The 14,078-nt window shown below is 69.1% G+C and carries 8 protein-coding genes; 4 read left to right on the top strand and 4 right to left on the bottom strand.

The window, feature by feature from the left end; all coding sequences use genetic code 11:
* The first annotated feature begins 148 nt into the window (after positions 1 to 148).
* Complete coding sequence (locus E3T37_RS15875; RefSeq protein ID WP_134368246.1) at positions 149 to 1,939, top strand: hypothetical protein; 1,791 nt, start codon at positions 149 to 151, stop codon at positions 1,937 to 1,939.
* On the top strand, positions 1,936 to 2,904 hold the full coding sequence (locus tag E3T37_RS15870; protein WP_134368245.1) for a tetratricopeptide repeat protein: 969 nt from the start codon (positions 1,936 to 1,938) through the stop codon (positions 2,902 to 2,904). The genes E3T37_RS15875 and E3T37_RS15870 overlap by 4 nt, the downstream gene beginning before the upstream one ends.
* A gap of 224 nt (positions 2,905 to 3,128) precedes the next feature.
* On the opposite strand, the gene glgB is transcribed toward E3T37_RS15870, so the two are convergent.
* Together glgB and E3T37_RS15860 are read right to left on the bottom strand one after the other, a co-directional pair.
* On the bottom strand, positions 3,129 to 5,312 hold the full coding sequence (glgB, locus tag E3T37_RS15865) for a 1,4-alpha-glucan branching protein GlgB (RefSeq protein ID WP_370292656.1): 2,184 nt from the start codon (positions 5,310 to 5,312) through the stop codon (positions 3,129 to 3,131).
* A gap of 35 nt (positions 5,313 to 5,347) precedes the next feature.
* A complete protein-coding gene (locus tag E3T37_RS15860; protein WP_134368243.1) occupies positions 5,348 to 7,345 on the bottom strand; it encodes a maltotransferase domain-containing protein in 1,998 nt (665 codons plus the stop codon).
* 198 nt (positions 7,346 to 7,543) lie between these two features.
* On the opposite strand from E3T37_RS15860, the gene glgP reads away from it, so the two are divergent.
* Positions 7,544 to 10,108: an alpha-glucan family phosphorylase gene (gene glgP, locus E3T37_RS15855; protein ID WP_134368242.1), complete on the top strand. Its 2,565-nt coding sequence runs from the start codon at positions 7,544 to 7,546 to the stop codon at positions 10,106 to 10,108.
* Between the two features lie 169 nt (positions 10,109 to 10,277).
* On the opposite strand, the gene ybaK is transcribed toward glgP, so the two are convergent.
* Positions 10,278 to 10,772 carry a Cys-tRNA(Pro) deacylase gene (gene ybaK, locus E3T37_RS15850; protein WP_134368241.1) on the bottom strand — a complete coding sequence of 165 codons (495 nt, stop codon included), beginning with the start codon at positions 10,770 to 10,772 and terminating at the stop codon, positions 10,278 to 10,280.
* Between the two features lie 3 nt (positions 10,773 to 10,775).
* Entirely contained in the window at positions 10,776 to 12,818 is a 2,043-nt protein-coding gene (glgX, locus tag E3T37_RS15845; RefSeq protein ID WP_134368240.1) for a glycogen debranching protein GlgX, read from the bottom strand.
* Positions 12,819 to 12,902: 84 nt separating this feature from the next.
* Here glgX and E3T37_RS15840 point away from each other — a divergent pair.
* On the top strand, positions 12,903 to 14,078 hold a 1,176-nt coding region (locus E3T37_RS15840; protein ID WP_134368239.1), incomplete at its 3' end, for a cysteine desulfurase family protein.

The raw sequence follows: 14,078 nt of genomic DNA, 5'->3' as shown, positions 1-14,078 counted from the left end.
GACTATTAGGCAGCTCTCAGGGGCAACCAGTATCGTGAAATGTCCTGTCTGCTGCTCCCCGGGCCCAAAACCGGGCAGTGCCCGCCCCAAGCGTGTGGTGAGCGGCGGGCAACACAGGAGGGTTTACGTGCGTTTTCTTATTGCCATTGTGGCATTCGTCCTTGCGGCCGGGATGATCGTTCTCGGCATCGCCCAGCGGACGGTCTTTCTCGAACCGGCATCCACCAGCCTCAGCGCGACCATCGCGGACGAGGCCCGGTACGCGGTGATCGAGTCCAGTGCGCTGACCGCGTTCGACGGCAGCCAGACCGTCACCGTCACCGGTGCCGACACCGTCTTCCTGGCTTACGGGCGTTCCAGCGACGTGAAGGCCTGGCTCGGGGACTCCCCGTATGCGGACATCCGCCAGGCCAGGAACGCTCCCCGGCTCAGCAGCAAAATCGTCGAGGCCCCCGCGGCCGAAGCGGCCGACGCGGCATCATCGGAGACTGCTGCGCCCGTGGCCGAGACGATCACCAACCCGGCGGGGTCTGACATGTGGCTCCAGGAATTCACCGCCAAGAAGACCCTGACCACCACTGTCCACGTTCCGGAGGGCATCTCCCTGATCGTCGCGTCCGACGGCACCGCGCCCGCACCGACGACGGTCACCCTGTCCTGGCCCGTCGACAACTCCACCCCGTGGGCCGGCCCGCTGATCGCGGGCGGCGGGATCGTCGCCCTCCTCGGCTTGGTCATGTATCTGCTGGCCCTGCTGCACCTGCGCCGTTCGCATGGCCCGCGCCGCAACCTGCCCCGCGGCCCGCGGATGCCCCGGCTCCCGCGGGTGCCCCGTCCCAAGGCGATCAAGGCCAGCGAGATCACCGGCTCGCGTCGGTCGGTCACCCGCTCCATGGTCAGGGTTGTCCCCGTGGTCCTGGTGTCCGGCCTCCTGCTGAGCGGGTGTTCGGCCGACTTCTGGCCGAGCGCGCCGTCCGCCCCGAAGGCGTCGGTCACCGCGACTCCCGGAGCCACCGACCTCCCCGCGGCCGAGGACGTGCCGCCGCCCGCCGTCTCGGTGCCACAACTGGAGCGAATTGTTTCCGACATTTCCAGACTCTCCACCGACGCCGACGCGAAGCTGGATGCGGAGGCCATCGCGACCCGGTTCACCGGTCCTGCCCTCGCGGAACGGCTGGCCAACTACAAGGTGCGCGCCGTGGACCCCGCGCTGAAGGCCGTGCCGGCCCTTCCGGCCGCACCGCTCACGCTGAAGCTGCCGCAGCAGTCCTCGAACTGGCCGCGGGTTGTCCTGACCGTGATCCAGGACAAGGCCGCGCCCACCGTGGCCCCGCTGGCGCTGGTGCTCCGGCAGGAGAGCCCGCGGGCCGACTACCTGGTCGAGTACGCGATGCAGCTGGAACCGGCCGCGAAGGTTCCCGACGTGGCGCCGGCGAGCATCGGCGCGCCCATCATCGCGCCCGACTCCAAACTCCTGGCCCTGCCGCCGGGTGAGGTCGCCGCGGCCTACGCCGACATCCTGATGCAGGGGGAGGCCAGCCCCTCCTTCGGTCTCTTCGAGGCGGAGGGGGACACCTTCCGCACCCAGGTGGCCACCCTCAGGGCCGACCGGATCGGCAAGCTCTCCAAGACGGCGTCCCTCGAGTTCGCGACCGCCGTCGGGAAGGGGTCGACGGTGGCCCTGGCCACCAACGACTCCGGCAGCATCGTCGCGGTGAGTCTGACCGAGACGGAGACGGCTAAGATCCTCGATGGCGGCGCCACGGTGCAGACCGAAGGGGCCAGCAAGGCGCTTTCGGGAGTGGAAAAAACCGCCAAGGGCATCCAGAGCGTCTACGGTGACCAGCTCCTCTTCCACGTTCCGGCAGCCGGTTCGAAAGAAAAAATCGTCCTCCTTGGCATCGCCCAGGGCCTCATCTCATCCTCGGAGATTCCATGACCACTGTCCCCCCGTCCGGAATGAACATGCGCGGCGCCGTCGACCTGTCGTCCCTGGTGAACCGCCCGGCCGCTCCGGTCCCCGGTGCGCCGGCCGCACCTGCGGGGGCGCCCGTGCCGGTGCCGAGCCTGATTCTTGACGGCACCGACGCGAACTTCGGAGAGGTGCTGGAACTGTCCATGACGGTGCCGGTCATCGTCGACCTCTGGGCCGAGTGGTGCGAGCCGTGCAAGCAGCTCTCGCCCGTGCTCGAGAGGCTCGTCGCCGAGTACGCCGGCAGGTTCGTGCTGGCCAAGGTGGATGTCGACACCAACCCCCAGCTCACGCAGGCGTTCCAGGCGCAGTCGATCCCGACCGTGGCCGCCGTCATCGGCGGCCAGCCGGTGGCGTTGTTCAACGGGGCGCTGCCCGAGGCCCAGGTGCGCGAGGTCTTCGAGCGTGTGCTCGAGCTCGCGTCGGAGCACGGAGTCACCGGGACCGCCGCCGCGCCCGCAGTCGGTGCGGGAGCCGCCGGAGACGCCTCCGAGGCGCCGGTCCCGGCCGAGCCGGAGCTGCCGCCCCTGCACCGCGAGGCCTACGACGCGATCGAGCGTGGGGACTACGAGGCAGCGATCGCCCTCTACAAGACCGCGCTGGCCCGCGACCCAAGGGACACCATGGCCGTGGCCGGCCTGGCGCAGGTGAGCCTGCTGGCCCGTCTGCACGGCAAGACGATGGCCGAAATCCGTGCGGCCGCCGCTGCCGCTCCCGGGGACCTCGATGCGCAACTCCTGGTGGCGGACCTCGATCTGTCGGGCGGCCACATCGAGGACGCCTTCGATCGGCTGCTCGAGCTCTTCCCCGCGCAGGAGCCGGTCGGCAGGAACAAGATCCGGGAGCGCATCCTCGAACTGTTCGAGGTCGTCGGCCAGGACGACCCGCGGGTGCCGCCCACCCGCTCGCGCCTCACCGCGCTGCTCTACTAACCGACGCCCCGAGCCCATACCCAGAGGCGACGCCGTCGACCCAATTCGACGGAGATTCTGCTCTAAAATCGCCGTTTGGTAGGGTTTGGGGCCGATTCCGGCAGAATCTCCGTCGAATTCGTTCGGGCGGCGACGCTTGGGCGCACGCAGCTGAGGCCGCGAAAAGGCCCCTCGGCATCGTCGAGGGGGCCTTTTCGCGCTTTCGCGGACTGAGCGCGTCGTCGTTAGCGGCGCAGTCGCAACCAGAGGCCCGCGAGGGGCGGCAGGCTGAGAACGACGGATGCCGGGCGGCCCGCCCACGGGGTAGCCGAGGCTTCCACGGCGCCCAGATTTCCGACCCCGGAACCGCCGAACTCCTCGGCATCCGTGTTCAGGATCTCCTCCCACACGCCCGCGAACGGCAGGCCGACCTGGTAACCGATGTGCGGTTGACCGGAGAAGTTGAACAGGCAGGCGACGGGGTTGCCGTCGTTGTCCCAGCGCAGGAACGAGACGACGTTCTGCGCGGCCGCGCCTCCGTCGAGCAGCTCGAACCCGCTCGCGTCGTAGTCGCGCGCCCAGAGGCTCGCGTTGGCCCGGTAGACCCGGTTCAACTGGCCGACCAGGTTGAACAGGCCCCGGTGGGCCGGCTGGTCGAGGGTCCACCAGTCGAGGCCGCGCGCCTCGCTCCACTCGGAGCGCTGCCCGAATTCCTGGCCCATGAACAGGAGCTGCTTGCCGGGGTGCGCCCACATGAAGGACAGATACGCGCGCACGTTCGCGAGCTGCTGCCAGGAGTCGCCGGGCATCCTGGAGACGAGGGAACCCTTGCCGTGCACGACCTCGTCGTGGCTGATCGGCAGCAGGAAGTTCTCGCTGAAGGCGTAGACGAACGAGAAGGTCAGCTCGCTGTGGTGGTGCGCCCGGTACATCGGGTCCACGCTCATGTACTCGAGCGTGTCGTGCATCCAGCCCATGTTCCATTTGATGCCGAAACCGAGGCCGCCGCCCGACGTGGCGGCCGTGACGCCGGGCCAGTTGGTGGACTCCTCGGCGATCATCACCGCGCCGGGATTGCGCTTGTAGGCGGTGGCGTTGATCTCCTGCAGCAGGCTGATCGCCTCGAGGTTCTCGTTGCCGCCGTGGATGTTCGGCTCCCACTGACCGTCCTCGCGGGAGTAGTCCAGGTAGAGCATCGAGGCGACGGCGTCCACGCGCAGGCCGTCGATGTGGAACTCCTCGAGCCAGTACAGTGCGTTCGCGACCAGGAAGTTGCGCACCTGCTTCTGACCGAAGTCGAAGACGTAGGTGCCCCAGTCCATCTGCTCGCCGCGGCGCGGATCGGGGTGCTCGTACAGCGCCTCGCCGTCGAACCGGGCCAGGGCGAAGTCGTCCTTCGGGAAGTGACCGGGGACCCAGTCCATGATCACGCCGATGCCGGCCTGGTGCAGCCGGTCGATCAGGTAGCGCAGGTCGTCCGGGGGGCCGAAACGACTCGTCGGCGCGTAGTAACCGGTGACCTGGTAACCCCAGGAACCGCCGTACGGATGCTCGCTGAGCGGCATGAATTCGACGTGCGTATAGGCCAGCTCGTCCAGGTACGCGATCAGCTCGTCGGCCAGGTCCCGGTAGCCGAGGCCCGGCCGCCAGGAGCCGACGTGCATCTCGTAGATGCTCATCGCCCGGTCGTGCGGGTCGGAGGCCGAGCGCTCGGTCAGCCAGCCGGCATCCCCCCACTCGTAGCTGGTCTCGCCGATGACCGACGCGGTCTTCGGCGGGATCTCGGTGTACCGGGCCATCGGGTCGGCCTTGCGCACCCAGTCTCCCGACTGAGCGAGCAGCTCGAACTTGTAGTTGGAGCCGGCGGCCAGCCCGGGCACGAACAGCTCCCAGACGCCGGTGCTGCCCATGTTGCGCATGGAGTGCAGCACGCCGCTCCACTGGTTGAAGTCGCCGATCACCCTGACCGCCTGCGCGTGCGGAGCCCACACAGCGAAGGACGTGCCGGAGCCGGTGCCGAGCGGTCCCACGCGCGGCCGGTAGTGCGCGCCGAGCACGTCCCAGAGACGCTCGTGCCGCCCCTCGCCGATCAGGTGCAGGTCGAGCTCGCCCAGGGTGGGCAGATACCGGTACGGGTCGTCCACGATCCAGGTGGGGGCGTCGCTGTAGCGCGTCTCCAGGACGTAGTCCTGCAGGCCGAGGGTGCTGACACCCTGCCAGATACCGTGGCTCAGGTGTGCCAGCTCCACGTGGGCACCGGTCGACAGCACCGCGATGACCTCGGTGGCCAGCGGCCGCAGGGCACGGATGACGGTGAGCGGGTCGCTGACGCCGGCGGTGGCGAGCAGGTGCTGGCCCAGGACCTCGTGTGGGTTGTAGTAGCTGCCCGCCGCGACGGCTTCCAGGACGTGCGCCGGGATCACCGGCATGTCGGCTCCGTCGGTGGGACGGGGATGGGCGTGCTTCATGTAATCGGTCCCTTCACGTGCAGGATGTGCACCGGTTCGGTGAATGCGTCGAGGCGCACGAAGTTGTCGGCAGACCAGTTCCAGACGGCTCCGGTGACCAGGTCTTCGACCTCGAACGATCCGCCCTGCGGAATGCCGAAGCGGGTGACGTCCAGGTGTACGACGGTCTGGCGCACCGAGTGTGGGTCCACGTTGGCCACGATGATCAGCGCGTCGGACCGGCCGGTGCCGGTGAATTCGGCGTCGAGGAACTTGCTGTAGACGAGGATGGCCTCGTCTTCGCTGCCGTGGATGTCGAGGTTGCGCAACTGCCCGAGGGCCGGGTGCTCGGCCCGGATACGGTTGAGCAGGGTGAGGTAGGGAGCCAGGGACGCGCCGCGTGCCTCGGCCGCCGCGAAATCGCGCGGACGGTACTCGTACTTTTCATTGTCGATGTTCTCCTCGGCGCCGGGACGGGCCACGCTCTCGAAGAGGTCGAAACCGCTGTACACGCCCCAGGTCGGCGCCGCCGTGGCCGCGAGGGCGGCCCGGATCTTGAACGCCGCCGGGCCACCGAACTGCAGGTATTCCGACAGGATGTCCGGGGTGTTGACGAACAGGTTCGGCCGCAGAAAGTCGGCGGTCTCATGGGCCAGGCCGTCGAAGAATTCCGACAACTCCTGCTTCGAGTTGCGCCAGGTAAAGTAGGTGTACGACTGCTGGAAACCGACCTTGCCCAGGCCCTGCAGCAGGGCCGGGCGGGTAAACGCCTCGGCGAGGAAGACGACGTCCGGGAACTCGGACGTGATCTCGTGGATCAACCATTCCCAGAAATCGAGCGGCTTGGTGTGCGGGTTGTCGACCCGGAAGATGTTGATGCCGACGCCGATCCAGTACCGCACGATCCGGAGCACCTCCGCGCGGATCCCGGCCGGGTCGTTGTCGAAGTTGATCGGGTAGATGTCCTGGTACTTCTTCGGCGGGTTCTCGGCGTAGGCGATCGACCCGTCGGGAAGCGTGGTGAACCATTCCGGGTGCTCGGTGACCCAGGGGTGGTCGGGGGAGGCCTGCAGGGCCAGGTCGATCGCGATCTCCAGGCCGTTGCCCCGGGCGGCGTCGAGGAACGCGGTGAAGTCGTCCACGGTGCCGAGATCCGGGTGGATGGCGTCGTGTCCGCCCGCGGCCGATCCGATCGCCCAGGGCGATCCGGGATCGTTCGGCCCGGCGTTGAGGGTGTTGTTGGGGCCCTTGCGGAACGACCGGCCGATCGGGTGGATCGGCGGCAGGTAGACGACGTTGAAGCCCATGGCCGCCACTCCGGGGAGACGGCCGGCGGCCGTGCGGAAGGTTCCGCTCTGCCACGTCCCGTCCGCGCGCCTGACCGCGCCCTCGGAACGGGGGAAGAACTCGTACCAGGAGCTGACGCCCGCGCGGGTGCGTTCGACGAGCACGGTGCGGGACTCGGAGAAGGCTTCCAGCCCGGCGAGTGGGCGCACGGCTGCCGCGGCGTTGAGCTTCTCGTTGGAGATCACCGCGAAGCGCGCATCCGGGGACTTGGCCGGATCGACGAGTGTCTTCGCCGCCGCCGTGAACAGACGCCGCTCGGCCAGGGGCCGGGTCTTGTCGGCGGCCGCGCGCTGGAGGAGGTCGGATCCGATCAGGTACATCAGCTCCACGTCGACCCCGGCCGGGATCTTCAGGGACGCGTTGTGCTGCCAGGTGGCCCAGTCGTCGGCGTAGGCCCGCACCCGGTACTGCCACCGGCCCTGGCTGCCGAGGCCCACGGTGGTCTCCCAGCGGTCGGTTCCCGGCACGGTCAGGGACATCGGATGCTGCGACCGGGTGCCGTCGGGCGCGGTCAGCAGGAGCATAACGCCGATCAGGTCGTGGCCCTCACGGAATGCGGTGGCCTTGAACGGCACCGCTTCGCCGACGAAGGCCTTCGCCGGCCACAGATTGTCGTTCACCTGCGGGGAGAGATCGAGGATCGGGATGCGCCCGAACTTCGGCGTCATCGGTACCGTCGTCCGCGACGTCGGCGGAGCCGAAGGGACGTCGGGGACGTCCGGGATCCGGGCGGGATTTGAAGGAGTTTCAGGAGCCGCGCCTGCGCGTTTTGCTGTCTTAGCCACCCAATGACCGTATCGCTATTTGTCCGCCCAATGCTGTCCTCCTTAACGCAACCGACACATCACGGCTCTAGGCTGGATAGCGTGAAAGCAATCCGCAAATTTACCGTCCGTACCGTGCTGCCCGAGTCCCTTGGCGCTCTTGACGAGCTGGCCGGCAACCTCCGCTGGTCCTGGCACGAGCCGACCCGTCAGCTGTTCGAACACATCGCCCCGGAGTTGTGGCGCGAGACCGGCACCGACCCCGTCGCCCTTCTGGGCGCCGTCGACACCGCGCGGCTCGCCCAGCTCGCCGCGGACAGCGATTACGTCGCCTGGGCGAACTCCACCCGGGACGAGCTGCGTTCCTACCTGCAGGAGCCGCGCTGGTACCAGGGCCTCGAGGGCGAGAAGCCCGCCTCCATCGCTTACTTTTCGCCGGAGTTCGGCATCGCCGCCGCCCTTCCGCAGTACTCGGGTGGCCTCGGCATCCTCGCCGGAGATCACCTGAAGAGCGCGTCCGACCTCGGCGTGCCGCTGGTCGGTGTCGGCCTGTTCTACCGGGCCGGCTACTTCAGCCAGGCCATCTCGCCCGACGGCTGGCAGCTGGAAAGCTACCCGCTGCTCGACCCCGACGGCCTGCCCCTCTCGGTTCTGCGCCGGGCGGACGGCTCCGCCGTGCAGGTCTCCCTCGCACTGCCCGATGACCGCACCCTGCACGCGCGGGTCTGGCAGGCAATGGTCGGGCGCATCCGTCTGCTGATGCTCGACACGGACATCCCCGAGAACGCCGACGACCTGCGTCTGGTCACGGACCGCCTGTACGGCGGCGGAGGCGAACACCGGCTGCTGCAGGAACTGCTGCTCGGCATCGGCGGCGCCCGCGCGGTCAAAATTTGGAGCAACCTCAACGGCCAGGCCGACCCCGAGGTGTTCCACACCAATGAGGGCCACGCCGGATTCCTCGGCCTGGAGCGCATCTCCAGCCTGATCGGCGAGGGCCTCAGCTTTGCCGAGGCGCTGCAGGTGGCGCGTGCCGGTACCGTGTTCACGACCCACACGCCCGTCGCGGCCGGCATCGACCGGTTCGAGCGCAGCCTGGTGCGGCGCTATTTCGAGACCGACCTGCTGCCGGGCGTCGCCGTCGACGACCTGCTCGCCCTTGGTGCAGAGAACTTCCAGGACGGCAACCCCGACGTCTTCAACATGGCCCTGATGGGCCTGCGGCTCGGGCAGCGCGCCAACGGCGTCTCCAAGCTGCACGGCGAGGTCAGCCGGGTGATGTTCAAGGGACTGTGGCCGGGCTTCGACGCCGTCGACGTGCCGATCGCCTCGATCACGAACGGCGTGCACGCACCGACCTGGACCGACCCGGCCCTGATGGCACTGGCGCAGAGCCGCCTGGGCACCAGCGACACCTCCGAAGCCGACTGGGCGTCTCCCGCCGTGTCCGACGAGGACCTCTGGCAGGTGCGGGGCCAGATGCGCCGGCAGTTCGTCGAGGACGCCCGCCGCCGGATCGCCGCCGCCTGGCTGGACCAGAACCCGGGCAGCATCGTGCCGTCCTGGATCGGCAAGGTCTTCGACCCGAACGTGCTCACGATCGGGTTCGCCCGCCGCGTGCCGACGTACAAGCGCCTGACCCTGATGCTGCACGACCCGGAACGGCTGCGTGCGCTCCTGCTGCACGCGGAGCACCCGATCCAGATCGTGATCGCGGGCAAGTCGCACCCGGCCGACGAGGAGGGCAAGCGCCTGATCCAGCGGATCGTGCAGTTCGCCGCCGACCCCGCCCTGCGCACCAAGATCGCGTTCCTGCCCGATTACAACATCGGGATGGCCCAGCTGATGTACCCGGGCACGGACGTCTGGCTGAACAACCCGCTCCGCCCGCTGGAAGCGTGCGGCACCTCGGGCATGAAGGCCGCCCTCAACGGCGCCCTCAACCTCTCGATCCTCGACGGCTGGTGGCCCGAATACTACGACGGCAACAACGGCTGGGCGATCCCCACCGCGGATGCCGCCGGTGACGCGGCCGAACGCGACCGACTCGAGGCCGACGCGCTCTACGAGCTGATCGAGCACCAGGTCGCCCCGAAGTTCTACGACCGCAACGCCGACGGAGTGCCCGAACGCTGGGTGGGGTCGATCCGGCAGACCCTCGCGAAGCTCTCACCCGAGCTGAACGCCGGCCGGATGGTGCGCCAGTACGTGCAGGAGCTGTACCGGCCCGCCGGGCTCGCTGAGGCGCGCCTCGCCGCGAACAACTACCGCGCGGCCCGGGAACTCGCGGCCTGGAAGGGCCGGATCGTGTCGGCCTGGCCCGGAGTCGCCGTGACGCACGTCGAATCCGGCGGCGTCGCAACGGTGCCCCAGGTCGGCGACGAGCTGCACCTGCGAGCCCATGTGCAGCTGAACGGGCTCACCCCCGAGGACGTGACCGTCGAGGTCGTCTACGGGAAGAGTCTCGCCAACGACGACCTGAGCAACGTCTCCGCCATGCCGCTGGACGCGGACGCCGAAGCCCGGCCGGGTGGCAGCCCGACGCTGTTCACCGGCACGCTCGAACTCGACCGCGGCGGCGCATTCGGCTACACGGTGCGGGTCGTTCCGCGCAACGCGCTGCTGGTCAGCCCGGCCGAGATGGGACTGATCGCCGTCGCCAGCTAGCACTGCCCGCGAGCGCTGCTCGGCGAGCGCTGCTCGGCGAGCGCTGCTCGGCGAGCCGCCCCTGCATCCGCGCGGCAGGTTCGCCGAGCCGTGAGTTTCGCCCCCGTTTTTTGAGTTTTTGGGGTCGTTGCTCACGGCTCGGCGGGCCTGGAACGGGCCTGGAACAGGGTTAGGCCCGGGCGATCGCTGCGAACAGCGCCGCCGTGGCCCGGGCCAGGTCGGCCGGCGCCAGCTCGATGTCGAAGCCGCGGCGGCCGCCGGAGACGAACACCGTGTCGAAGGTCAGCGCGCTGTCGTCGACCACGGTGGTGAGCCGGGACTTCTGCCCGACCGGGCTGATGCCGCCCACCACGTAGCCGGTCTTCCGCTCGGCGAGCGACGGGTCGGCCATCACGGCCTTCTTCGCACCCACGGCGGCGGCGAGCGCCTTGAGGTCCAGCTGGCCGGTGACCGGCACGACGCCCACGACAAGCCGGCCGTCGGCATCCGCCAGCAGGGTCTTGAAGACCCGGCCCGGTTCGATGCCGAGTTTCTGCGCGGCCTCCAGGCCGAAGCTGGTGGCAGAGGGTTCGTGCGGGTAGGCGTGGGTGGTGAAGGGGATGCCGGCCTGGCTCAGCCAGACCGTCGCCGGGGTGCCGGCGCTACCCTCCGGCCGCCTCGCCACGCGCTAGTGCGCCCGGAGCAGCTGCATGGACGCGCCCGGCACGAGGTACTGGTCCCCGGGGGCGTGCTCGATCACGGTGTCGCTGAGGTCGTCGTGGCTGGAGTCCCAGAGGAGCGTGTAGGACGTGACGCCCTCGTGCACCGGAAGGGTCACCGTCACGTCCTCCTCCCGGCCCTGCACGATCAGCAGGATCCGGTTGAACTCCTCGTGCTCCGGCGTGCTCGCGGCGAGGTACTGGAGGGTGCGCTCATTCGACGAGTGCCAGTCGTCCTCGGACATCGACTTGCCCTCGATGTTGTACCAGTCCATCTGGCTCGCGCTGAGCGTGGTCTCGCCCGGACGGCCGAACCAGACCGGGCGCAGGGCCGGGTTCTCCCGGCGCAGCTGCAGCAGGCGCCGGGTGACCCGGTGCAGATCGACCTGCCAGTCGTCGAGGTCCCAGTTGAGCCAGGTGAGCTCGCTGTCGTGGCAGTAGGCGTTGTTGTTGCCGCGCTGGCTGCGACCGAATTCGTCGCCGGCCGTGATCATCGGCACCCCGGCCGAAAGCAGCAGGGTCGCCAGCAGGTTGCGCATGGCCTTCCGCCGGACCGTCAGGATCGCCTTGTCACGGGTGGGCCCCTCGGCGCCGTGGTTGAAGGAATTGTTGCTGTCGGTGCCGTCGCGGTTCGACTCGCCGTTGCCCACGTTGTGCTTGACGTTGTAGGAGGTCAGGTCGGCGATGGTGAAACCGTCGTGCGCCGTGATGAAGTTCAGGGAGGCGAGGGGGCCGCGCTCCTGGGAGAACGTGTTCGCGGACCCGGCGAGGCGGGTGGCGAAGCGCCCGATTCCGCTTCCCGCGTGCCCGTCGCGGGCGGCGGCCAGGTCGGTCAGCCAGAACGAGCGCATCCGGTCGCGGTAGCGGTCGTTCCACTCGGTCCAGCCGCCCGGGAAGTTGCCGGTCTGCCAGCCGCCCATCCCGATGTCCCAGGGCTCGGCGATCAGCTTGACGTCGGCGAGTTCCGGGTCGTCCTGGATCGCGGTGAGCAGCGGGCTGTCCTGCTGGAACTCGACGTGCTCGTCCCGGGCCAGGGTGGCGGCCAGGTCGAACCGGAAACCGTCGATCTGCAGGTCGTTCGCCCAGTAGCGCAGCGAGTCGAGCACGAGCCGGCGCGGCACGTCGTGGGAGACGTTCAGGGTGTTGCCGCAGCCCGTGAGGTCGATGTAGGCGCCCGCGCTGTTCTGCCGGTAGTAGGCGGCGTTGTCGATGCCGCGGAGGCTGCTGACGGGGCCGTTGGGTCCCTCTTCGGCGGTGTGGTTGTAGACCACGTCGAGGATGACCTCGAGGCCGGCCTCGTGCAGGAGCTTGACCATGCCCTTGAACTCGCGCAGAACGGCTTCCGGGCCGGCCGCCTGTGAGGACTGAGTGGCGTAGTCGGCGTGCGGGGTGAAGAAGTTGAAGGTGTTGTAACCCCAATAATTCGTCAGACCCTGTTTGATCAGCCGCCGCTCGGAGACGAATGCCTGCACGGGGAGGAGTTCGATCGAGGTGACGCCGAGGTTCTTCAGGTAGCCGATGGTTGACTCGTGGGCCAGCCCGGCGTAGGTGCCGCGGAGGTGGGCCGGGACCGAGGGGTTGAGGTTGGTCAGTCCGCGCACGTGGGCTTCGTAGACGACGGTGTGGTCGAGGGCGATCTTCGGTTTGGACGATCCGGCCCAGTCGAAGGTGTCGTCGACGACATACGACTGCCACTGGTCGGGACCCACCCGAACGAGGCCACGGGAATACGGTTCGATCAGGGTTTTCTCGGGGTGGAACGAATGCTGCGGGCCGGTGGGCCCGGAGACACGGATGCCGTAGCGGCGCCCCGCGGACAGGGTGCGGGATCGACCCACCCACACTCCGTGGGCGTCTTTGACCATGGGCACGGTCTTGACGATCCAGTTGGGGTCGGTGGCATCGAAGATGCAGAGGTCGATGGCGTCGGCGTTCTCCGACCACACACGCAGCTCGCCGCCGTGGGTCGTGACTCGGACACCGAGATTGCGCAGGGAATCGGGCGGAGTCATGGGTTCTAGAGTAATGAGTACAAAAGGGGAGTTGTGACCACACTTTGACTCTCCGTTCCCTAGAGCGAGCGTGGAAGGATCGACATGGCCGTGTATCTGGACCATGCGGCGACGACTCCGATGCTGCCGGAGGCCATCAGCGCATACGTGTCGGCGATGGCGGTGGTGGGCAATCCGGCATCCGTTCACAGCCAGGGCCAGAACGCGAAGCGCCTGCTCGAGGAGGCCCGCGAGCAGGTCGCCCTGAGCCTGGGCAGTGACCCGATCGAGATCGTCTTCACCGGCGGGGGCACCGAAGCGATCAACCTGGGCATCAAGGGGCTGTACTGGGCGCGCCGGCCGCGCACCCGCATCCTGGTGCCGGGCGGCGAGCACCACGCCACCATGGACACCGTGGAGTGGCTGGAACAGTACGAGGGCGCCGTAGTCGAGTGGCTGCCCCTGGACTCGGTGGGCCGGATCGACCTGGCCGCCGTGGAGCGGTCGATCGCGGCGAACCCGCACGACATCGCGCTGATCACCCTGCTCAGTGCCAACAACGAGGTCGGCACCCTGCAGCCGGTCGCGGAGGTCGCGGCCCTCGCCGCGGCCCACGGCATCCCGGTGCACGTCGACGCGGTGGCGGCCTACGGCCACGTTCCGATCGACTTTCGGGCCCTCAACGACGGGGGAGCGTCCGCGGTGAGCGTCTCGGCGCACAAGATCGGCGGGCCGGTCGGGATCGGCGCACTCGTGCTCTCCCGCCGGGCGAGCGTGGTGCCGCTCCTGCACGGCGGCGGGCAGCAACGGCAGGTGCGCAGCGGCACGCAGGATGTGGCCGCGGCGGTGGCGTTCGCGGTCGCCGCGACCGCCCTCGGCGACGACCTGTCCGGCGAGAACGCCCGGGTGGCTGCCCTGCGCGATCGGCTCGTCGCCGGCGTCCGGGCCGCGGTCCCGGCCGTGATCGTCAACGGCGACCCGGATGCCGGCGGGCGCCTGCCCGGCACCGCCCACTTCAGCTTCCCCGGCTGCGAGGGCGATTCGCTGCTGTTCCTGCTCGACGTGGCCGGCATCTCGGTGTCGACCGGATCCGCCTGCCAGGCCGGCGTGCCGGAACCCTCGCACGTGCTGCGGGCCATGGGCCGCAGCGAGGTGGAGGCGCGCGGCGCCCTCCGGATCACCCTCGGCCGCACCTCCACCGAGGCCGACGTCGACGCGCTGCTGGCGGCGGTGCCCGCGGCTCACGCCCGGGCGGCCCGCGCCGGCCTCGCCGATCGGGTG

Origin of the sequence: Cryobacterium sp. TMT2-10 (genome assembly GCF_004403075.1) — a bacterium.
In the GTDB taxonomy this organism is placed as follows: Bacteria; Actinomycetota; Actinomycetes; order Actinomycetales; family Microbacteriaceae; genus Cryobacterium; species Cryobacterium shii.
Note: the sequence above shows the minus strand (reverse complement) of the source record. Positions and strands in the feature narration are given on the sequence as shown.

Bases quoted from the DNA above. Each gene is read 5' to 3' on its own strand.
- E3T37_RS15870 (WP_134368245.1), top strand. From the start codon at position 1,936: ATGACCACTGTCCCCCCGTCCGGAATGAACATGCGCGGCGCCGTCGAC.
- glgB (WP_370292656.1), bottom strand. From the start codon at position 5,312: ATGCCGGTGATCCCGGCGCACGTCCTGGAAGCCGTCGCGGCGGGCAGC.
- E3T37_RS15860 (WP_134368243.1), bottom strand. From the start codon at position 7,345: ATGACGCCGAAGTTCGGGCGCATCCCGATCCTCGATCTCTCCCCGCAG.
- glgX (WP_134368240.1), bottom strand. From the start codon at position 12,818: ATGACTCCGCCCGATTCCCTGCGCAATCTCGGTGTCCGAGTCACGACC.